General features: G+C 72.0%; 22 protein-coding genes and 1 pseudogene. 9 read left to right on the top strand and 14 right to left on the bottom strand.

From position 1 onward, the window contains the following. Positions 1-63: 63 nt before the first annotated feature. The 5 genes from ACZ69M_RS15100 to ACZ69M_RS15080 all read right to left on the bottom strand — a co-directional run bounded on the left by ACZ69M_RS15100 (position 64) and on the right by ACZ69M_RS15080 (position 4,502). Positions 64-285: a hypothetical protein gene (locus ACZ69M_RS15100; RefSeq protein WP_054234148.1), complete on the bottom strand. Its 222-nt coding sequence runs from the start codon at positions 283-285 to the stop codon at positions 64-66. Further along, positions 282-2,183 carry a transglycosylase domain-containing protein gene (locus ACZ69M_RS15095; RefSeq protein ID WP_470049993.1) on the bottom strand — a complete coding sequence of 634 codons (1,902 nt, stop codon included), beginning with the start codon at positions 2,181-2,183 and terminating at the stop codon, positions 282-284. Before ACZ69M_RS15095 ends, ACZ69M_RS15100 begins: the two co-directional genes overlap by 4 nt. Beyond that, positions 2,180-2,881, bottom strand: coding sequence for a hypothetical protein (locus ACZ69M_RS15090; protein ID WP_470049991.1), 702 nt, complete (start codon positions 2,879-2,881; stop codon positions 2,180-2,182). The genes ACZ69M_RS15095 and ACZ69M_RS15090 overlap by 4 nt, the downstream gene beginning before the upstream one ends. Next, positions 2,878-3,474: a SigE family RNA polymerase sigma factor gene (locus tag ACZ69M_RS15085; protein WP_470049989.1), complete on the bottom strand. Its 597-nt coding sequence runs from the start codon at positions 3,472-3,474 to the stop codon at positions 2,878-2,880. Before ACZ69M_RS15085 ends, ACZ69M_RS15090 begins: the two co-directional genes overlap by 4 nt. Before the next feature lie 89 nt (positions 3,475-3,563). Next, positions 3,564-4,502, bottom strand: coding sequence for a L,D-transpeptidase (locus ACZ69M_RS15080; RefSeq protein ID WP_470049987.1), 939 nt, complete (start codon positions 4,500-4,502; stop codon positions 3,564-3,566). 134 nt (positions 4,503-4,636) lie between these two features. Here ACZ69M_RS15080 and ACZ69M_RS15075 point away from each other — a divergent pair. The 3 genes and pseudogenes from ACZ69M_RS15075 to ACZ69M_RS15065 form a co-directional block, all read left to right on the top strand. After that, a pseudogene (locus ACZ69M_RS15075) lies at positions 4,637-5,137 on the top strand (SigE family RNA polymerase sigma factor); the annotation flags it as partial. A 109-nt stretch (positions 5,138-5,246) separates the two neighbouring features. Then, positions 5,247-6,032 carry a L,D-transpeptidase gene (locus ACZ69M_RS15070; protein ID WP_470049985.1) on the top strand — a complete coding sequence of 262 codons (786 nt, stop codon included), beginning with the start codon at positions 5,247-5,249 and terminating at the stop codon, positions 6,030-6,032. Between the two features lie 59 nt (positions 6,033-6,091). Then, on the top strand, positions 6,092-6,370 hold the full coding sequence (locus ACZ69M_RS15065) for a ribosomal protein L7/L12 (protein WP_470049983.1): 279 nt from the start codon (positions 6,092-6,094) through the stop codon (positions 6,368-6,370). A gap of 259 nt (positions 6,371-6,629) precedes the next feature. Here the strand turns inward: ACZ69M_RS15065 and ACZ69M_RS15060 are convergent, their stop codons facing one another. Beyond that, positions 6,630-7,592, bottom strand: coding sequence for a hypothetical protein (locus ACZ69M_RS15060; RefSeq protein WP_470049982.1), 963 nt, complete (start codon positions 7,590-7,592; stop codon positions 6,630-6,632). Positions 7,593-8,040: 448 nt separating this feature from the next. On the opposite strand from ACZ69M_RS15060, the gene ACZ69M_RS15055 reads away from it, so the two are divergent. Together ACZ69M_RS15055 and ACZ69M_RS15050 are read left to right on the top strand one after the other, a co-directional pair. Then, positions 8,041-8,244, top strand: coding sequence for a cold-shock protein (locus ACZ69M_RS15055; protein WP_010986199.1), 204 nt, complete (start codon positions 8,041-8,043; stop codon positions 8,242-8,244). A gap of 246 nt (positions 8,245-8,490) precedes the next feature. Then, a complete protein-coding gene (locus tag ACZ69M_RS15050) occupies positions 8,491-8,769 on the top strand; it encodes an SCO5918 family protein (RefSeq protein ID WP_470049980.1) in 279 nt (92 codons plus the stop codon). A gap of 72 nt (positions 8,770-8,841) precedes the next feature. Here the strand turns inward: ACZ69M_RS15050 and ACZ69M_RS15045 are convergent, their stop codons facing one another. The 3 genes from ACZ69M_RS15045 to ACZ69M_RS15035 all read right to left on the bottom strand — a co-directional run bounded on the left by ACZ69M_RS15045 (position 8,842) and on the right by ACZ69M_RS15035 (position 10,903). After that, a complete protein-coding gene (locus tag ACZ69M_RS15045; RefSeq protein WP_470049978.1) occupies positions 8,842-9,699 on the bottom strand; it encodes a hypothetical protein in 858 nt (285 codons plus the stop codon). 116 nt (positions 9,700-9,815) lie between these two features. Continuing rightward, positions 9,816-10,238: an ATP-binding protein gene (locus ACZ69M_RS15040; RefSeq protein WP_229889357.1), complete on the bottom strand. Its 423-nt coding sequence runs from the start codon at positions 10,236-10,238 to the stop codon at positions 9,816-9,818. Positions 10,239-10,438: 200 nt separating this feature from the next. After that, entirely contained in the window at positions 10,439-10,903 is a 465-nt protein-coding gene (locus ACZ69M_RS15035; protein ID WP_470049976.1) for a cupin domain-containing protein, read from the bottom strand. A 69-nt stretch (positions 10,904-10,972) separates the two neighbouring features. On the opposite strand from ACZ69M_RS15035, the gene ACZ69M_RS15030 reads away from it, so the two are divergent. Next, a complete protein-coding gene (locus ACZ69M_RS15030) occupies positions 10,973-11,983 on the top strand; it encodes an FkbM family methyltransferase (protein WP_470049974.1) in 1,011 nt (336 codons plus the stop codon). A gap of 13 nt (positions 11,984-11,996) precedes the next feature. On the opposite strand, the gene ACZ69M_RS15025 is transcribed toward ACZ69M_RS15030, so the two are convergent. Genes ACZ69M_RS15025 through modA form a run of 3 tightly spaced genes read right to left on the bottom strand, consistent with a single transcriptional unit; the run spans position 11,997 to position 14,778 of the window. Continuing rightward, positions 11,997-13,082, bottom strand: coding sequence for an ABC transporter ATP-binding protein (locus tag ACZ69M_RS15025; RefSeq protein ID WP_470049973.1), 1,086 nt, complete (start codon positions 13,080-13,082; stop codon positions 11,997-11,999). Further along, entirely contained in the window at positions 13,079-13,945 is an 867-nt protein-coding gene (modB, locus tag ACZ69M_RS15020) for a molybdate ABC transporter permease subunit (RefSeq protein WP_470049971.1), read from the bottom strand. The genes ACZ69M_RS15025 and modB overlap by 4 nt, the downstream gene beginning before the upstream one ends. Continuing rightward, positions 13,942-14,778 (bottom strand): molybdate ABC transporter substrate-binding protein, encoded by an 837-nt coding sequence (gene modA / locus ACZ69M_RS15015; RefSeq protein ID WP_470049969.1) that lies wholly within the window; start codon positions 14,776-14,778, stop codon positions 13,942-13,944. The genes modB and modA overlap by 4 nt, the downstream gene beginning before the upstream one ends. Positions 14,779-14,953: 175 nt before the next feature. On the opposite strand from modA, the gene ACZ69M_RS15010 reads away from it, so the two are divergent. The 3 genes from ACZ69M_RS15010 (at position 14,954) to ACZ69M_RS15000 (ending at position 17,720) form a co-directional block, all read left to right on the top strand. Then, entirely contained in the window at positions 14,954-15,430 is a 477-nt protein-coding gene (locus tag ACZ69M_RS15010; protein WP_470049967.1) for a molybdopterin-dependent oxidoreductase, read from the top strand. 63 nt (positions 15,431-15,493) lie between these two features. Continuing rightward, on the top strand, positions 15,494-16,426 hold the full coding sequence (locus ACZ69M_RS15005; protein ID WP_470049966.1) for a LysR family transcriptional regulator: 933 nt from the start codon (positions 15,494-15,496) through the stop codon (positions 16,424-16,426). A gap of 133 nt (positions 16,427-16,559) precedes the next feature. Continuing rightward, positions 16,560-17,720 (top strand): NAD-dependent formate dehydrogenase, encoded by a 1,161-nt coding sequence (locus ACZ69M_RS15000; RefSeq protein ID WP_470049964.1) that lies wholly within the window; start codon positions 16,560-16,562, stop codon positions 17,718-17,720. Positions 17,721-17,765: 45 nt separating this feature from the next. On the opposite strand, the gene ACZ69M_RS14995 is transcribed toward ACZ69M_RS15000, so the two are convergent. Both ACZ69M_RS14995 and ACZ69M_RS14990 read right to left on the bottom strand, forming a co-directional pair. Beyond that, positions 17,766-18,161: a TOBE domain-containing protein gene (locus ACZ69M_RS14995; RefSeq protein WP_054234136.1), complete on the bottom strand. Its 396-nt coding sequence runs from the start codon at positions 18,159-18,161 to the stop codon at positions 17,766-17,768. Positions 18,162-18,216: 55 nt separating this feature from the next. Then, entirely contained in the window at positions 18,217-18,636 is a 420-nt protein-coding gene (locus tag ACZ69M_RS14990) for an XRE family transcriptional regulator (protein WP_470049962.1), read from the bottom strand. Positions 18,637-18,810 lie beyond the last annotated feature (174 nt).

Raw genomic sequence — 18,810 nt, 5'->3', positions numbered from 1 at the left:
GCGGCTAGTGGAGTGGGCCGTTCGTGAGGTGCGCGGTCGCGAGGTGTGGGCTCGTGACGTGCGTCAGAGCCGGTCCATCCGGGTGTAGGGGCTGAGGATGCGGGCCTGGCGGGAGCCGAAGTCGACGAGCATGGCGATGCCCTCTTCGACACCGATGATCGTGCCCAGGCCGAACTGGTCGTGGGTGACCCGGTCTCCGAGGCTGAATTCCTTGGCCACGGGGACGACCGGGGCGGCGAAGGGGCTGGTGGGCAGGTGGCGCCGGGGCGCGGAGGGTTTCGTCATCGTGTAGCCAGTATGGGCTTTGTTTGGCCGGTTGGAAGCCCCGGAATTGGTTCCGCAGCCGGATCGTGGCCTTCGGCGGTGCCGACGATCTTGGACCAGACGCCCGCGGAGACGGACAGTGAACGGTTCCCCGCCGTGTACGGGAGGGGTGCGGGCAGGGCCGCCTTCTTGCCCTTGGCCGGGTGTTCCGCGAAGAGGGCGACGGTGAGGGTGAGGCGTTCGTCGTAGGTCGTCTGCCAGAGCGTGCGCAGACCCGCGGCACCGGTCTGGGTGGCCGAAGAAGCGTCCGGGCGGCCGTACAGGAGCTTGGTGACCATTCCCGCGTCGGCGCGTGTCATGGCCGTACGGGTGCGGGGGCGGGCCTCGTAGAGGGTGCGGCCCGCGCGGGTGATCTTCGCGACCGTGTACGGCGTGGCGTATACGCCGTGCGCCGCCGCGGTGGCGTACGCGGAGGCGAGCCGGAGCGGGGTCGGCGCCGCGGTGCGGGTGAGGTCCGTGAGGGGGGCGAGCAGCTTCATGCCGGAGAACGGCTGGAGCGCGGTGCCCGCCTCCACCGCTCCGTCCCGCGCGTCGTTGAAGGGCTGACTGGCGTAGTCCGCGCCGCCGTACAGCACGCGGACCGCGCCGTCGCCGGGGACCAGCGCGACCACGGCCGTGTGGACCCGGACGTCACCGGTCGTTTTCACCTCGGCCTGCTTCTTTCCGCCCGCCTTCGCCTCGGCCGCCTTCTCCTCGGCCGTCTTCTCCCCGGTCTTCTCTCCGGTCTTCTTGTCGGTGCCGTCGGCCGCCAGCTCCGCCGTCGCGTCCTGCGCCGTCAGGTCGAAGGTCGTACGGACCGTGTAGCCACCGCGGGCGAGCTGGTCCTCGGTGATGCCGAGCCGGTCGGCGGCCTCCGAGGCGGCCGCGTCGATGAGGTACTGGCGCTGGCCGTCCGTGTCGCCCGGCGGATAGAAACGGAAGGCCGGGAAACGGGACGCGGCCCGCTGCGCGGACGTGATCGCGCCGCTGTGCGCCATCGCGTCCAGCACCCACTCCCAGCGGTCCACCAGTTTGGCCGTCACCTTCGGATCGGAGCCGGCCTTCTCGTAGTACGACGGAATGTTGATGACAGACGCGAGCGCCGCGCCCTGGCTCACCGTGAGGTCCTTGGCGTCGACGCCGAAGTAGTTCCTGGCGGCGGACTGGATGCCGGCCGCGCCCCGGCCGAAGTACACCGTGTTGAGGTAGCCCTGAAGGATCTCGTCCTTCGAACGGGTGCGGTCCAGCTTGATCGAGATCAAGGCCTCGCGCGCCTTGCGGGACAGCGACTGCTGGGGGCTGAGCAGGGCGTTCTTCACGTACTGCTGGGTGATCGTGGAGCCGCCCTGCCGGCCGCCGCCGCTCACCGTCGACCAGGCGGCCCGGGCGATCGCCTTCGGGGAGATCCCGGTGTCCGTGCGGAAGGACCGGTTCTCCGCCGCGATCACCGCCTCCTGCACATAGCGGGGGACCTGCGAGAGCGGGATCTCCTGCCGGTCCACGGGGCCGCGCCGGCCCAGGTAGTCGCCGTGGTCGTCGACGAAGACCGTGCTCTGCATGGCCGTCTCCGGATGCGGCTCGGGGATCTTCGTCAGGTGGTACGCCACCACGGCCGCGCCGACGAGGTTCGCGAGGAGCGTGAGCAGCACGACGATCGCGCGGCGCAGCCGGCGCCCGCGGGTGCGACGGATACGGATCCGCCGCTTGACGAGCCTGCGTCGCAGGCCCGCGACGAGACGGCCTCGCCCACCGGCGCCGTGGCGTCCGCCGCCGGGCCCGCGGCCGGGGCCCCCGCCCCTGCCCCTGCCCTGGTCATCGGCCGCCACGGCGACGCCGGTGCCGACGCCGTCCGTGCCCGTGTCCACGTCCGCGGCGTTCACCGGCCGGCCCCCGTGCTCGCTGTCACCCCGCCCGCCGCGTCGTACACCGTGACTCTCCTGGTCACATCGACGGGCCTGCCGGGCGCGACCGGCTTCGGCGTGCTCACCATCGCGTACCAGACTCCCCAGTGCGGTCCGCCCGCGAGGGTGAGGGCCGTGCCCGCTACCCGGCCCGCGGTGGTCTCGATCTCGACCCGCGCCGCCTCGCGCCCGCCGCGGTAGACACCGGAGAGGAAGTACCCCCAGTCCCCCGCACCCTCTTGCTGGACGGTGACGCCGGGCTTGTCGGCGCCGTCCTTCACGCTGCTGAACAGCGGCCCGGAGCCGGCGGCCGAGGACCAGTGCGCGCCGTCCTCGGTGAGCCAGATCTTGATGCCGTGCGCGACCTCGACCCGTTCGCCGGCGGTCACCACCCGCACCGTGGCCATGGGCGTGGCGGAGGGGGCCGTCCCCCGCTCGTCGCCCGACCCCGGGTTCACGGCCGCGCGCAGGGCGACCACGGCCAGCGGGACCACGAGCAGCGCGCACGCGGACCCCGCCACCGCGGCCGTACGACGCCGTCCGCGCCGTCGGCCCGCGCGCTCGATGGCGGCCAGCGGCACGGCCGAGGGGGTGACGTCGTAGGCGGCTTCGGCGAACACCTCGCGCAGCCGCCCGGACTCGGCCGAGGGACGCGGGAACTTGCGGTGACGTTTCATGAGCGGGCTCCGGAGACGGGGTGTCGGCGAGCGGGGGACGGGGCGGCGGAGGGGGCGGCGAGGCGGGCGGCGAGGGCGGGACGGGCGCGCAGGGCCGCGAGAGCGCGCCGGGCATGCGCCCTGACCGTGCCGGCCGAGCAGCCGAGCAGCTGCGCGATCTCGGCCTCGCCGAGGCCCTCCCAGTGGCGCAGCACCACCACGACCCGCCGCCGCGCGGGCAGCGCGGCCAGCGCCCGGCCGAACGCGTCCCGCCGGCCGGCGGCCCTCGCGGGATCCGGTAGGGCCCGGCGCGCCCGCTCGGGCAGGAGCGGCGTCAGCAGACGGGCGGCGCGTCTCCTCCGCGTCCGGCCGAGGTGGGTTCTGACCAGTCGGCGCCGTACGTAGAAGTCGACGTCGTCGCGCGGGATGCGCCGCCAGCGGGCACGCACCCGGGCGAGTGTGGTCCGCACGAGATCCTCGGCTTCGTGAAGGTCGCCGGTGAGCAGGTGCGCGGTGCGGACCAGACGCGGCCAGGCCGCGGTGGCGTACGGGGCGAACTCGCCGTTCCCGGCAGGCGCGGCGTCGGAGGAGGCGGGGGAGGAGGTGTGGGGCACGGCCTGCGGTCCCTCGGAGTCGGGTACGTGGGGGGTGCGGGCGGGCGGGGGAGCCGGGACCTGAACACCCGGCTCCCCCGCCCGCACGCTCACTTCAGCGCGCTGCCGGCCCGCCACTGGGCCCAGTCCGCGTTCCAGTCGCCGTAGCCGTTGCCCACGGCCACCGTGTCCTTGGAGCCGACGACGGTGATGACGTCGCCGGGGATGACCTCGTCGTAGAACTTCTTGGCGGTGCCGTCCGTCGCGAGTCCGACGCACCCGTGGGTGACGTTCTGGTGCCCGGCGTACGTATTGGCCTTCGGGTTCTGGTGGAGGTAGGTCCCGGAGGTGGTGAGGTGGACGGCGTAGTAGTAATAGCCCGCGTAGGCGTCGCCGTAGCCGACGGTCCGCGAGTTCATGAAGACCTTGGCCGCCTTGTCGGAGACGACCATCGTGCCGTTCCAGGTGTCCATGCCCGGGGCGCCCGCGGTGATGGGCACGTTCCGGGTCTGCCCGTCCTTGACGACTCTCATCAGGTGCGTGCGCACATCGACCGTGGCGACGAGCGAACGGCCCACGGTGAAGCGCCGGGTGATGCCCGAGCCCGCCCTTACCGTGACCTTGGTGCCAGGGCTCCAGTACGCGCGCGGCCGGAAGTCCACCCGCTGCCCCTCCGGCAGATCGCGGTCCTTCACCCAGCTCCAGGAGCCCTCGACGTCGGCGTCGACCTTCAACTGCCGCTCCACCTCGGCCCGTTCACCGACCGGTATCGCGTGGTCGAAGGTCACGGATATCGGCATGCCGACGCCCACGGTCTGCCCGTCGGCGATGTTGATGTGCGCGCCGGTCAGCTTCGCGAGGGGTGCGGTCTCGACGGGCCGGGTGGCCGGCTTCCGACCGGCCGTCGTGTCCGGCTTGGCCGCCGTGTCCACCTCGGTGCCCGCGCCCCCCGTCACCGCCCCCTTCGAGCAGCCGGCGAGCGCGAGCGCGCACAGGGCGGCCGCCGTCCAGCCGGCCGCGATACGACGGCTCCTGGCTCTCCTGGTCATCCTGATCCCCCTGCGGTGTGTTTCGATGTGCGGCGTACGAGACCTGTACGCACGGCACGGACCGCCGGGTTGCACGGGGCAGTTGAAATTCCGAAGTCTTCGGCGGGGGCACGACCGGGGAAGAGACGGGGGGCATGACCGAGGAAGAGTTCGACGCGTTCTACGCCGCCGCGTTCCCCCGGCTGACCGGCCAGCTGTACGCGTTCACCGGGGACCACGGCGAGGCGCAGGACGTCGTCCAGGAGGCGTTCGTCCGCGCCTGGGACCGGCGGAGGGATTTCCTCGCCGAAGGGGCGCCGGAGGCGTGGATACGGACCGTGGCGATGCGGCTCGCGGTGAGCCGCTGGCGCCGCGCGCGCCGCTGGCTGGAACTCGTCCGCCGCACCCCGCCGCCCGAGCACACGCCGGGCCCCGACCCCGAGCGCACCGCGCTGGTCGACGCGTTGCGCACGCTGCCCGAGGCGCAGCGGAGGGCGCTGGTCCTGCACCATCTGTGCGACCTCAGTGTCGAGCAGGTAGCCTCCGAAACCGGTGCCCCCGTGGGCACGGTGAAGGCCCGGCTGTCCCGGGGCCGGGCGGCGCTGGCGCAGACGCTGGCGACGGCGGACGAGTGGGAGACCGTCGACGGGGGCAAGAAGAGCGCGGACAGGAGGAAGCCGTCCGCGGGTTCCGTGGGCTCCCCGGACTCGCCGGGCTCCGCGCGCTCGCTGAATCCGACGGACGAGGGGAAGAGGGAGGACGACCGTGTCCGATGAACTCGCCTCCGGCCTGCGAGAGTTGGCCCAGGACGCCGAGACTCCCCCGTCGGTGTCCGGCGCCGAGATCCGGCTGCGGGCCGTACGCCGCAGGCGCCGGCGTTTTCGATGGACCGCCGTGACCGTCGCCGGTGCCTGCGCCGCCGCGAGCCTGGCCCTGGTCCTGGCCCTGAACCTGACCGGCGGCGGCCGCGAGGATCGCCCCTCCCCGGCCGCGAGTCCCACCGCCCCGCCCAGCAGCCCCTCCCCGGACGCGCCCGTCGCCACCGTCGACCTCTCGCGGCGCGTGCTGACGGTCGCGGGCCGCGAGCTGCCGATCTCCTCCGGTTCCGTCCGCTACCCCACGGCCGCCGGACGGATGACGGTCGTCGCGAAGGACAGCGCCAGGGCGCTGGGTGCGTTCTCGGGCAAGTACGTGGAGAAAGTGGCCTGGGTGATCGATCTGCGTGCCGCCGACGGGACGAAGAACTTCGTCGCAGCCCTCATCAACGACGAGAAGGCCCCCGGGAACTACGACGTCACGACCGGCTGGATCGGCCTGCGCAGCACGGACGCGCAGTGGCTGTACGAGAAGTTGGCGCTGGGCGCGGTGATCGAGATAAGGGGCGCGGCCTCCCCGACCCCGGCGGTGGACCTGCCGCCGTCGGCGACCGAGGGCGCGGTCCTGCCGGGCGGCACCGGCGGCGGCGCCGCGACCGATCCCGCTCGGACCGCCGCCACGCCCACGCCGTCAGTGACCGCAACGCCTTCCATGATGGCGGTACCGGCCGGGTAGGTGCCCGTTGTTGCCCCGAGCGGGAGTCCGGGGGACGCGCTTCCCTAGGATCTGACTCCATGGGAACACTCGGCTTCTTCGTCCTCGCCATGATCGTCTTCGCGGCCTACGCGGGCCTGGAAAGCAGACTGAGCCGCAACGACCGCAGAATCGCCCGCGTCGAGAAGAAGCTCGACCGGATCCTCGACCACCTGGGCCTGGCGGAGGCCGACCCGGAGCTCGAACAGATCGCCGCGCTCGCCCGCGACGGCAGGAAGATCCAGGCGATCAAGGCGTACCGCGAGGCCACGGGCGCGGGCCTCAAGGAGGCGAAGGACGCGGTCGACCAACTGACCTGACCACCCCCGCGCCCGCCCTCAAACACCGAACGATCCAGAACCCTCAGCGCCGGCCAGGGATCAGGGGCGCGGGGAACTGCGCGCCCAGCCCGCACGGGCCTGCGGGCAGGGCGCTTCGGGTGGGCGGGGTGTTCGGGGCGGGGCCGCGCCTCAAGGGGCGCGGGGAACTGCGCGCCCAGCCCGCACGGGCCTGCGGGCAGGGCGCTTCGGGTGGGCCGGGGATCGGGGCGGAGCCCCGTCCTGGTGCCGGGACCCGGGGTCAGCCCTCCTGGGCGTTGTCGGTGGTGTCGGTGGTGTCGGCCGTGTCGGTCGTGGTGCTGTCGGTGTCAGCGGGGCTCTCGGTGCGGGGTTCGGTGGGCCTGCCGGTGAGGGGGCGGCCCGGCGCGGTGGTGGGGTCGGCCGGCGCGACGGTGGGCGTGGCCGGCGCCGTGGTGGGCGGCCGGCCCGCCAGAACGTCCTGAAGTCGTTGCGTACCGACTTGGACGGCCTGCTGCGTGGAGTCCTGTGCCGCCCCGCCGAGCCCGCCGTTGGTGAGGGAGACCGCCCGGTCCCCGACCCGCACGGCGGCGAAGTCCAGCGTCAGCATCGGCGCCGCCCCGGAACCGTCAGCCGCGTCGGCGGCCGACGCCCCGCTCATCGTCAGCCGCAGCCCCTCCCGCGCATCGCCCACCCCGGGCAACACCGCCGGCACGACCGTCACGTTGAGCCGCCCACCCCGCACGTCCGTGGACGTGAACTGCCCGCACTTCGAGGGCAGCGTCCGCAACCAGGCCAGCTTGGCGTCCACCTCCGAAGGAGCGGCGTACGCGGCGACCTGGTAGCGCAGTTGCGCGGCGTTCCCGCTCTCGTCGAGGCCCACGACGGCCCGGGCCCCCGTCGGCTCGCCCAGCAGATCCTCGGCGTACAGACCGTCGAGCAGTCGCTGACAGTCCGGCGCGTCCGTCCTGGTCTTGAGGAGCCCGTCCCGCCACGTCGCCCCGCCCTGCGTCGCGGACCAGCGACCGCCCAGCTCGCCCTGGGTGATCAGCGCGGCCGAGGCCTGGGCGTCGGTGAGGGAGGGGGCCGTGGAGGTGGCGGGCGGCACGATGGGCGGCGCGTCCGCGGGGCTCACGACGCCGGGCAACGAACACGCGGACGCCGACACCAGGACGCCCGCGGTCAGGGCGCGGGCGAGGAGACGGTACGGACCGTTCGGAGCGGTCGGACCGTTCGGAACCTTCATGGCGGGGGCCTCCAGGGGGCGGACGCGCGACTGTCCCTCCCACGCCACCACCGTGCCCCGCGGCTCACCAGCCGTACCGGTCCGTCCGGGTGAGCGGCCCGGCCGATCACCCCGCCCCTGCCCGCACCGCCCCCGCCCACAGGACCGCCCCGGCGAGGCTCTGCGGGCGCATATCTGTCATGACCGTGGTAGAAAATGGGCCGCCGTCCGGGCGGTTTTTTTATTCCCCGGGGTGGGGTGAGATAGTGCGCCGCCCTCCGGGAGCCGCACGTGCTAGTGTCGATATCAGTTGCAGTTGTGGTTCCCAAAGTCTTGGAGCGTACTTTCCGGTCCGTACCGGTCGGTCGCTTCTGAATTATCCGGAAGTTTTTCCGGATGGGGCAATCATTGCGGCGACGCGGACCCGCACAGTGTGGGTCCTCGAGCTTTGCCCCGAAGGAGATTTGACATGGCTACTGGCACCGTGAAGTGGTTCAACGCGGAAAAGGGCTTCGGCTTCATCGAGCAGGACGGCGGCGGCGCCGACGTCTTCGCCCACTACTCGAACATCGCCACCCAGGGCTTCCGTGAGCTCCAGGAAGGCCAGAAGGTGACCTTCGACGTCACGCAGGGCCAGAAGGGCCCGCAGGCGGAGAACATCGTCCCCGCCTAGTCCGGGACCCGCTGACGCCTGACTTCTGAGTCGGCCGACGCTTACAGGTGGCCGGGACCTGCACCATGAGGTGCGGGCCCCGGCCACCTGCTTTTTTTCTCCCGTCCGGTTCGGCCCCGGTTCAGCCCCCGCCGTTCCCGGTCGTTCCGGATTGAATTTCCGGCGAATTTTCTGGCCGCTGTGCCCACTTTCCGGTCCGCCGTGCCCACCTTCCGGCGCCGTGAAACTTCATCCCGCGGAGACACCATGCGTTGTGTGATCGCCCGTTTCCCCTTCGACCTCATCAAGAGTGAGGTCGAGCACTCGATGGCGGGCCGCGAGCCCGAACCCGTCACCAGCGCGTCCGTGGTCATCGGCCCGCACACCTACCCCGTCAAGCAGGTCGGGGAGGTCATCACCAAGCAGGACCGCCGCGACTTCACCGAGGTCGAGGTCGCCCGCGCCCTCACCCGTCTGGGTTTCGTCTGCCGTCCGGCCGTCACTCCGGCCCGCTCCACCGTCCCCAGCTGGGCCGAGACCGCGTAACACCCCGTTCGGCCCAGCAACCCCGGGCCTTTTTCCGGACCGGCCGGAGCGGCGCAGTCGATGAAGGTCTCCTCAGCCCTTCGTCCACGGGGCGCCGGGGACGCCCGTCCGCACCCTCGTCGCCACGAAGTCCACCGTCGCGTAGTGGCCCGGCGACATCCGCTCCGTGACGCGGCGGAGATCGCCGGCGGTGTCGATCCAGTAGGTGAGAGCCGAGTCGTCGACGGGGCTCGCGGAGGTGCTCGGGCCGGTGCTCGGGCCGGAGAAGACGCCGTAACCGTGGCCGTCCAGGCGTTCGTCGCGCAGCCACAGCGGACCCGAACGGGCGAGGAGCGCCGCGTTGTCGGGCCGGTCCGCGGCCACGGACACCACCAGACGCAGGGCTCGGTCCAGAGGCGCCGTGGAGTAGGGGCGGCGGGTCCACTCCTCGCGCTTGAGGGTGCCGGCCCTGCGGACGGCCTGCGCGGCGCTCGTCACGATGTCCGGGGCGGGGGGCCCGGCCGTCGTCCGGCCGGGTTCGGCGCCGGGCGCGGCGGTCGGCGGCCGGGCCACGGCGATGTCCTCCAGGTCCCAGGCGAGCAGGCCCTGCACGGTCCGGGTGTCGTCGACGATCTCGTACGCGCCCACGGCCCGGTGCACATGGTGGTCGACCACCGCACGCACCGTGATCGTCCCGTCCTCCGGCTCCGCCGCGGGCAGCCGCACCATCACCTCCGCAGGACTCGCCTCGTACGCGCGGAACCGGGCCAGTGCCATGCGCTCGGCCTCGTCCACCGAGACCGCGTGCGGGGCCGCGCCCTTGTTGCCGGAGAGCAGCAGGAGGGCGGTCAGGGCGCCCGCCAGCGCCGTCGCGACTGCCGCCACCCGGAACTTCTTGCGCGGCTCGCGTGGCGCGCGCGGCTTGCCCGGCGCGCGCGGCGGTTGCGGCACGTGAGGCTCGTGAGGAGAGAAGCGCATGCTTGTCTCTACCTGCGGGCGGGCTCTCCACCGGTCGACTCCGCTGGACGGTTCGCCCCGGGTCACTCTCCCGGGTGAGGCGGGCGGGGCTACACCGCCAGGATCGCCCGGACGGTCTTTCCGCCGACGCCCGTGTTGACGACCTCGAAGCGGTGGGCGAGCTGCTGGACCATCGCGAGGCCGCGGCCGCTTTCGGCGTCGGTGTCCACCAGGCCGACCCGGGGGCGGCCGGGGCTGTCGTCATGGACCTCGACGGTCACTTCGCCGCCCTGTCCCAGCTGCAACCGCAGCCGGCAGCCCGTACGGCCGTGCCGGACGGCGTTGGCGACGAGCTCCGAAGCGATGAGGGTGGCGTCGTCGACCTGGTCGGCGGTCGGCGCCGCCGTCCGCGGACGCGGACGGGTCAGGAACGCCGAGGTCAACCTGCGGGCCCTGCCTGCCGAAACGGCCGCGCGCGGCAGTGTGTACTCCACGCGGGCGGTCAGTCGGACGGCGCGCTGCTGCGCACGCATGACAACCTCACTTCCCCTCCCAGGACAACCGGTTCCCGGCGACCGGACCCCCGCCGGCCGGGACCCGCGCGAAACAGTGCGCGGCCGGTCCTGCCCTCGGGTGATGCCCGCCCCCGGCGATCGGCAACCAGGGGCGGAGGTCACAAAGCCGCTAAGGATGTACAGAGTTGCTGGTGGTTCACGGCAGAGTCGCCGGTGGTTCACGGCCCGTTGCCGAGGAGGCGGAAGTCCGCGTAGTCGAAGCCGGGGGCCACCACACAGCTGACCAGGACTTCCTGGTCGCCGGCCGGGCGGGCGGACTGCCAGACGTGGCCGGGGACCAGGATCTGCGGGCGCTCGCCGCTTTCCAGGGCGGGGCCCAGACGCAGGACCGCCGGCTCCGCGTCCGGGGCTTCGCCGTCGCCGCCGAGGAGCAGGTCGAGGGGGCCGCCGCGGTGCCACAGCCACAGTTCGTCGGAGCGGACCGTGTGCCAGGCGCTGGTCTCCCCGGGGGACAGCAGGAAGTAGATGGCGGTGGCGGCGGCCCGGGGACCCGGGTAGCCGTCGGGGTGGAAGTCCCGCGCCGCCCTCCACGTCTCCACGAACCAGCCGCCCTCGGGATGCCTCAGCATGCCCAGTGCGGCGGCCGTCGCCGGTTTCTCCGGATCGGTTGTGCTCGTGTTCACTTTCCGTCCTTCCGCTCGAAAGTTCTCCGACCACTCCCGCGTCCCACAGGAGTCTGAAAGGGTGTGGAGATGCCGACCCTTTACAGAAGAATGCTCGGTCTGCTGCCCCGGATCGGGGTGCGGGTTCTTGATCTCGGTTCGGGTGCGGCGGTGGTCTACCGGCGCGGCAAACGTACCCGTGTCCCCTTGGGGCGCGCCGCCGATCTGATCACCCGCGGCAGCGGACAGTACGTGGTCACACCGGTGGGCGCGGAGGCGAAGGCGGACATGTGGGTGGTCGCCCGGGAGCCCTCGGCGCCGGGTGACGTCTGGGGCAGTGTCTCCTTCGGCGAGTCCGGTGGGCGGCTGCTCGTCGACGAGACGGCCTCGGCGGCCGACGAACGCCGTTTCCAGCTGGCCGCCGCCGAGTATCTGTGCACCCAGCACGTTACGGCCCTGCTGGAGAAGTACCAGGTCAACTGTGTCTTCGACGTGGGCGCCAACTCCGGCCAGTACGGGCGGCGGCTGCGCAAGCTCGGCTACACCGGCCGGATCGTCTCCTTCGAACCCACCAAGGACGCCTTCGAGAAGCTGGAGCGCGCCGCGAAGAAGGACGACGACTGGTGGGTGTACAACGTCGGGCTCGGCCGGGAGGACTCCGCCCAGTCCATCCACGTGGGCTGGAACACCATGAACTCCCTTCTCCCGCCCAGCGACTACGGCAAGGACCGCTACCTCCGGTTCGCGAAGACCAACACCGAGGAGATCGAGATCCGGCGCCTCGACGGGATGCTGGAGAAGGCGCTCGACGGCATCGCCGACCCCCGGCCGTATCTGAAGATGGACACCCAGGGCTACGACCTGGAGGTGTTCGCGGGGGCCGGTGAGCGGATCGCGGACTTCGTGGGCATGCAGTCGGAGGTCGCGGCCCTGCGGCTCTACGAGGGCAGCCCCCGGATGAGCGAGTCGATCGCCACGTACGAGGGCAGCGGGTTCGAGATCTCGGGGATGTACCCGGTGACGCGCGAGGAGAGCACCGGCCGGGTCGTCGAGTTCGACTGCGTGATGGTCCGCGCGGACGCCGCACCCAAGGAGGAGTGACCCCTCCCCCTCCTCAGGCCGGATACGCGTGCGTCTGGGTGGCCTTCACCGTCGCCCAGACCGGCGCCCCGGTGTGCAGGTCGAGCTCGGCCGCGGCGACCGTCGTCAGGTCCGCGGCGAGCGCGAGCTCTCCGGTGAGGTCCGCGCGGATCTGGTCGCCGTGCGTCTCCAGGCCCGCGACCTCGCACCGCCACAGGTTGCGCGCGCTGGAGCCGGTCGGACGGTCGCGGTACAGCGTGACGGCACTGGGCGGGAACGCCACGAAGACGGGACCGGCCAGGTCCTCGGTCGTGGTGATCGCCGGACCCGTGTCGAGCCGTACGGTGTGGCCCTCGGCCGCGCCCCGGTAGAGGTTGAGGCCGACGAGCTGGGCGATGTAGTCCGTGCGCGGGTGGCGGGCGATGTCCGACGGTGTCCCCTCCTGGACCACCTGGCCGTGTTCGACGACGACCAGCCGGTCGGCGAGCACCATCGCGTCCAGCGGGTCGTGCGTCACGAGTATGGCGACGGCCTCGAAGTCGCTGAGGTGGCGCCGGAGTTGGGAGCGCACATCGAGGCGGGTGCGGGCGTCCAGCGCGGCGAGCGGCTCGTCGAGCAGGAGCAGCCGGGGCTGGGTGGCCAGCGCGCGGGCGAGCGCGACGCGCTGCGCCTGTCCGCCGGACAGCCGGCGCGGCTTGGCGGCCGCGTGCTCGGCCAGCCCCATCCGCTCCAGCCACCGCGCGGCCCGCTCCCGCGCCGCCGCCTTCGGTACGCCCTGGCAGCGCGGCCCGAACGCCACGTTGTCGAGGGCGGACAGGTGCGGGAAGAGCAGATAGTCCTGGAAGACGACGCCGACCGGGCGGGCCTCGGGCGGCGTGCGTCCCAGGTCCGCGCCGTCCAGCCGGATCCGGCCGCCGTCGGACAACGGCGTGAGCCCCGCCAGCGCCCGCAGCGCCGTGCTCTTGCCCGCCCCGTTCGGCCCGAGCAGCGCGACGACGTCACCGGGCGCGGCGGTCAGGGCGATGTCGAGACGGAAGGCGTCGCGGTGGACGACCAGGTGGGCGTCGAGGCCTTTGCCGGAGGCGGAGGGCTTACCCGGGGGAAGCGTCGGGTCCGTCATGACGGCGCCGCCGTCCAGCGGTCCCTGAGGCCCGCCAGGACCGCGATCGACACCGCCAGCAGGACCAGGCTCAGGGCGATCGCGGCGTCCGGGTCGTTCTGGAGGGCCAGGTAGACGGCGAGCGGCATGGTCTGGGTGCGGCCGGGGAAGTTGCCGGCGAAGGTGATCGTCGCCCCGAACTCGCCCAGGGCGCGCGCCCACGCCAGTACGGCACCGGCGGCGATCCCGGGCGCGATCAACGGCAGGGTGACCCGGCGGAACGCGGTGAACCGGGAGGCGCCGAGCGTCGCGGCGGCCTCCTCGTAGCGCGGATCGGCTGCCCGGAGCGTGCCCTCCACGCTGATGACGAGGAACGGCATCGCCACGAACGCCTCCGCGACGACGACGCCCGCCGTGGTGAACGGCAGCGTGATCCCGAACCACGAGTCAAGCCACTGCCCGACGACGCCGTTGCGTCCGAGCGCCAGCAGCAGCGCCACACCGCCCACGACCGGAGGCAGCACGAGGGGCAGTGTCACCAGGGCCCGTACGAAGCCCCGGCCGGGGAAGTCCGTACGGGCGAGGAGCCAGGCCAGCGGCACGCCCAGCACCAGGCTCACCCCGGTCGCCGCCGTGGCGCAGACCAGGGACAGCTGGAGCGCCTGCCAGACCTCCGTACTGGTCAGCTGGTTCGGGAGGTCCCGCCAGGGGGCTCGTAGGAGCAGGGCGAGCAGGGGGAGCAGGAGGAAGGCCAGGCCGACCAGGGCGGGGAGGAGGAGGGGGAGGGGCACCCCGGCCGGCCGGCCGCCCGTCCGGACGCGCCGGCGCCGCGGCCCACCGGTGAGGGTGTCGGCCGCGGCGTCGGAGGCGTCCAGCTCGGTCACGGCTGCAGGAACCCCGCGGCGGTGAGCACCTTCTGGCCCTCGGCGGACTGCACGAGCGCGATGAACGCCTTCGCCGCCTCCGCGTTGGGCGCGTCCTTGAGCAGGGCGATCGGGTAGTCGTTGATGGCCTTGGCCGACTCGGGGAACTCCACGCCCTCCACCTTGTCACCCGCCGCCTTCACATCGGTCTTGTAGACGACGGCGGCGTCGGCCTCCTTCAGCTCCACCTTCGTCAGGGCGCTCTTGACGTCCTGTTCGTAGGAGGCCGGGGTGAGCTTCAGCTTGCTCGCGTCCAGCGCCTTCTGCGCGGCGGCGCCGCACGGCACCGTCTTGTCGCAGAGTACGACCTTGAGGCCGGACTTCGTGAGGTCCTTCAGGGAGGCGACCTTGTCGGGGTTGCCGGGCAGGGTCGCGATCTCCAGCTGGTTGCGCACGAAGGTCGCGGGCGTGGTCGCGGCGTCCTTCTTGTCCGTCACGATCGCCATCGTCTTGGGGCTGGCCGCGGCGAACACGTCGGCCGGGGCGCCCCCGGTGATGCTGGCGGCGAGCGTGTCGCTGCCGCCGAAGTTGAAGGTGACCTTCGTGCCCGGGTTGGCCTTCTCGAACTCCTTGCCCAGGGCCGTGAAGCTCTCCTTGAGCGAGGCGGCGGCGAACACGGTCACCGTGCCGGAGAGCTTCGGCGAGGAGGAGGCCGAGGTGTCCGACTTCGGGGAGGAGTCGGCGGAGGAGCCGGAGTCGGAGGACGAGCAGGCACTCAGGGCCAGCAGCGCGGCGGCACCGACGCCGGCCACGCGCAGAGTGCGGGTGCGGGTCCGGCGCGTGGATCGGGTCATCACGGGTCTACTCCCTCGGAAGCCTCAGGCATGCTTACGCCGATCATACTTCCGCAGATGCAAGCCGGAAGTCTCCTGTCGCATCGCATGAGCTGCACGATCGTTGCCGGGGTGTACGCATGTGCGTTTGTACGGGACCGCCTCCTGGGTACGGACATTCGGGAGGTGGTGCCCAGTGGGGCAGTCCCTGACTCAGCCGCCGGCTCACTCGCTCGCGTCGGTCGCCCTGACCGGAGACCTCGCCCGCCCGGTCCGGCTGACCGTGCCCGACCTGTTGGCCTGGCCCCAGCACCGGGCCCGGGTCAGCTTCGAGTGCGCCACCAGCGGCGTACAGCACCACCGCTTCGAGGGGCCCCTGCTGCATGACGTCCTGCACGACGCCGGACCGGGATTCGACCCCGCCCGCCGCAAGGACCGGCTGCGCTTCCTCATCGCGGTGGCCGGGGCCGACGGCCACCACGCGCTCCTCACCTGGGCCGAGATCGACCCGGACTTCGGGCACGCCCCGGTCCTCCTCGCGGTCGGCATCGACGACACCCCGTTGGACCGGGCGGGCCCCCAGCTCGTGCTGCCGCAGGACCGCTGCGGCGCCCGGCACATCAGCGGCATCAACGCGATCCGCGTGGACGGGCGCTACCCGTCGTGGACGTAGCCGGGCGGGGCATGGACGCCACACACACGCGTCTGCGAGCCTGACCCGCCGGGGAGGTCGTGGATGCTGCTGCGTCAGCTGGAGTACCTGGTCGCGCTGGCCAGGGAGCGGCACTTCGCCCGTGCGGCGGCCGCCTGCTTCGTCTCGCAGCCCTCGTTGTCCGCCGCGATCCGCCGTCTCGAACACGAGCTGGACGTGCCGATCGTGCGCCGGGGCAGACGGTACGAGGGGCTGACCCCGGAGGGGGAGGTGGTACTCGCCTGGGCGCACCGCATCCTCGCCGAACGCGACGCCCTGCACCAGGAGTTGTCGGCGCTGCGCGGCGGTCTGACCGGCACCCTGCGCCTGGGCATCGTCCCCACCGCGCTGCCCGCCGCCTCCCTCCTCACCACCCCGTTCTGCGAACGCCACCCGGGGGCCCGCGTCGGCCTGGAGTCCCTGTCGTCGGCCGAGATCACCCAGGGGCTCGCCGAGTTCGAGCTCGACGCGGCGATGACGTATCTCGACGACGAAGAGCTCCGTCACGTACGCCGCTTCCCGCTGTACGAGGAGCGGTATGTGCTCCTCACCCCGGTGACGGGTCCGCTCGGCGCGGCGACGACCGCCCGCTGGGCGCACGCGGCCGCCCTGCCCCTGTGCCTGCTGAGTCCCCGCATGCGCAACCGGCGGATCATCGACGAGTGCTTCACGGCGGACGGCGCGAAGGCGACCCCGGCGATCGAGTCGGACAGTGTCGCCGGGCTGTACGCGCATCTGCCCAGTGGCCGCTGGTCCAGCGTGATCTCCCATGCCTGGCTGCACATGTTCGGGGTGCCGGAGGGAATGCGGGTGGTTCCGCTGGAGGGGCCCGCGCACGGGCCGAGGGTGGGGCTCGTCGTGGCGCGGGACGATCCTCCCTCCGTCCTCGCGGAGGCGCTGTTCACGGTGGCGCGGGAGGCGCGGGTGAGGGACGCGCTGGACGCGCTGCTCCACACCTATCTGGGCGGGCGCGGTTGAGGGCGCGTTGATAGCCGCCGTCTATCCGGGCATAGCGACGTTCGCTTTGACCAGCGCGATCGGCTCCGAGGATCGTGACAGCACCGTCCGTTCAACGGAGCCCGTGATCAACGGAGTTGAGGAGAGCCGCGTCATGGCCAAGGTGCTCTGCGTGCTGTACGACGACCCGACCGACGGATACCCCACGACATACGCCCGCGACGATCTCCCCGTCATCGACCACTACCCCGGCGGTCAGACCACGCCCACCCCGAAGGCGAACGACTTCACCCCCGGTCACCTCCTCGGCAGCGTGAGCGGCGAACTCGGTCTGCGCCGCTTCCTGGAGGAACGCGGGCACACCCTGGTCGTCACCTCCGACAAGGACGGTGACCGTTCCCTCTTCGACCGGGAGCTGCCGGACGCCGACGTCGTCATCTCGCAGCCGTTCTGGCCCGCCTATCTGACCCCCGAGCGGATCGCCGCCGCGAAGAACCTGAAGCTGGCGATCACGGCGGGCATCGGCTCCGACCACGTCGACCTCGACGCGGCCATCGCGCACGGTGTCACGGTCGCCGAGGTGACGTACTGCAACAGCATCAGCGTCGCCGAACACGTGGTGATGATGACGCTCTCCCTCGTCCGCAACTACCTCCCCTCCCACCAGGTCGTCCTGGACGGCGGCTGGAACATCGCGGACTGCGTGGCCCGTTCGTACGACCTGGAGGGCATGCACGTCGGTACGGTCGCCGCCGGTCGCATCGGCCTCGCGGTGCTGCGCCGCCTCGCCCCCTTCGACGTGAAGCTGCACTACACGGACCGGCACCGGCTGCCGGCGGAGCTGGAGCGGGAGCTCGGGCTGACCTTCCACGCCACGGCCGCCGAGATGGCGCCGCACTGTGACGTCGTCACCATCAACGCGCCGCTGCACCCGGAGACGGAGGGCCTGTTCGGCGACGAGCTGCTCGCCACGATGAAGCGCGGCGCCTATCTCATCAACACGGCGCGGGCCCGGATCGTGGACCGGGACGCGGTCGACCGGGCGCTGCGCAGCGGGCAGTTGGCGGGATACGCGGGTGACGTCTGGTACCCGCAGCCCGCACCGGCCGACCACCCCTGGCGCACCATGCCGCACCACGGCATGACCCCGCACATCTCGGGTTCGTCGCTGTCCGCGCAGGCCCGCTATGCGGCGGGCACCCGGGAGATCCTGGAGTCCTGGCTCGACGGGACCCCGATCCGGGACGAGTACCTGATCGTCGACGGGGGTGCCCTGGCGGGGACGGGGGCGCACTCGTACTCCGTCACGCGCTGACCCGTACACGGGCACCCACTGATGGAGTGGACGGCCGCCGCCCGTTCAGACCCGGTCGATGTGCACGTTCGTCGACTTCACGCGGGCGGTGGCCTCCATGCCGACCTCGAGGCCGAGTTCCTCCACGGCCTCCCGGGTCAGCAGGGAGACCAGCCGGTGCGGTCCGGCCTGGATCTCCACCTGGGCCGCCACGTCGCCGAGCTTCACGGCGGTGACGATGCCCGGGAACGCGTTGCGCACGGAGGTGTAGGAGGCGTCCTCCTCACCGCTGCCGCCCTTGGCGAGCTCGACGGAGAACGCGGCCAGATCCCGCCCGTCGATCAGCCGCCGCCCGCCCTCGTCCCGGTGCGTCGCCATCCGCCCGGCGTCCGCCCACCGCCGTGCGGTGTCCGGGCTCACGCCGAGCAGCCGGGCCGCCTGACCGATGGTGTAGGACTGCATGCGCGTCAAGATAGGCGCGAGATCCTTGCATATGCAAGCAAGCCCGTGGGGCGCGTCAGAGATCGCCCTTGACATACGAGCGGGCCGCCGCCATGACGTCCTTGTGCCGGTCCTCGGCGATGGCCTGCAGCGGTGAGTCGTCCTCCAGCTGCGGATTCATGCCGATCATCCAGGCGCGTGCCGTGTGGCAGTTCTCCTGGAGCTCGATGATCTGGAACACCTGGTAGGCCGCCCTCAGGCGCAGCTCGGAGTCGATTCTCGGGCTGTTCTGGGCGTTGGACCACTTGCCGACCTGCTTCGGGTCCTCGATACCGGCGATGAACGCGGTGAGTTTCTGCCCGAAGTTGTCCTGGAGGAAGCGCGCTATGTCGGCGATCGACTTCTGGACCGTGTTGGCGTGCGCGGTGGTCTCGGTGACCGTGTCGGTGACGCTCGTGGTGACCGTCTTGACCGCGGACTCTCGCAGTGGCTGCATGATTCCTCGCTTCCTGGCGGTCATGAAACGGGTAAGACACGGGATGGCGCGAGGGGTGACATACAGGGTGTCAACATGGCGTCTCCTCAGTTGTGTTGAAGGAAGTCTACCCGTCTGAGGGTCTCTCACTCCACCGTTTTCCCCCCTTCAATCCCCTGTGAAATCCCACCTCGA

Source organism: Streptomyces sp. NPDC107454, assembly GCF_055582885.1.
Note: the sequence above shows the minus strand (reverse complement) of the source record. Positions and strands in the feature narration are given on the sequence as shown.

What these genes read in the sequence shown, in the direction of transcription:
- ACZ69M_RS15025 (WP_470049973.1), bottom strand. Translation starts at nt 13,082, where the DNA reads ATGACGGACCCGACGCTTCCCCCGGGTAAGCCCTCCGCCTCCGGCAAA.
- ACZ69M_RS15100 (WP_054234148.1), bottom strand. Translation starts at nt 285, where the DNA reads ATGACGAAACCCTCCGCGCCCCGGCGCCACCTGCCCACCAGCCCCTTC.
- ACZ69M_RS14990 (WP_470049962.1), bottom strand. Translation starts at nt 18,636, where the DNA reads ATGCAGCCACTGCGAGAGTCCGCGGTCAAGACGGTCACCACGAGCGTC.
- ACZ69M_RS15090 (WP_470049991.1), bottom strand. Translation starts at nt 2,881, where the DNA reads ATGAAACGTCACCGCAAGTTCCCGCGTCCCTCGGCCGAGTCCGGGCGG.
- ACZ69M_RS15055 (WP_010986199.1), top strand. Translation starts at nt 8,041, where the DNA reads ATGGCTACTGGCACCGTGAAGTGGTTCAACGCGGAAAAGGGCTTCGGC.
- modA (WP_470049969.1), bottom strand. Translation starts at nt 14,778, where the DNA reads ATGACCCGATCCACGCGCCGGACCCGCACCCGCACTCTGCGCGTGGCC.
- ACZ69M_RS14995 (WP_054234136.1), bottom strand. Translation starts at nt 18,161, where the DNA reads ATGCAGTCCTACACCATCGGTCAGGCGGCCCGGCTGCTCGGCGTGAGC.
- ACZ69M_RS15060 (WP_470049982.1), bottom strand. Translation starts at nt 7,592, where the DNA reads ATGAAGGTTCCGAACGGTCCGACCGCTCCGAACGGTCCGTACCGTCTC.
- ACZ69M_RS15030 (WP_470049974.1), top strand. Translation starts at nt 10,973, where the DNA reads ATGCCGACCCTTTACAGAAGAATGCTCGGTCTGCTGCCCCGGATCGGG.
- ACZ69M_RS15000 (WP_470049964.1), top strand. Translation starts at nt 16,560, where the DNA reads ATGGCCAAGGTGCTCTGCGTGCTGTACGACGACCCGACCGACGGATAC.
- ACZ69M_RS15005 (WP_470049966.1), top strand. Translation starts at nt 15,494, where the DNA reads ATGCTGCTGCGTCAGCTGGAGTACCTGGTCGCGCTGGCCAGGGAGCGG.
- ACZ69M_RS15080 (WP_470049987.1), bottom strand. Translation starts at nt 4,502, where the DNA reads ATGACCAGGAGAGCCAGGAGCCGTCGTATCGCGGCCGGCTGGACGGCG.
- ACZ69M_RS15040 (WP_229889357.1), bottom strand. Translation starts at nt 10,238, where the DNA reads ATGCGTGCGCAGCAGCGCGCCGTCCGACTGACCGCCCGCGTGGAGTAC.
- ACZ69M_RS15050 (WP_470049980.1), top strand. Translation starts at nt 8,491, where the DNA reads ATGCGTTGTGTGATCGCCCGTTTCCCCTTCGACCTCATCAAGAGTGAG.
- ACZ69M_RS15065 (WP_470049983.1), top strand. Translation starts at nt 6,092, where the DNA reads ATGGGAACACTCGGCTTCTTCGTCCTCGCCATGATCGTCTTCGCGGCC.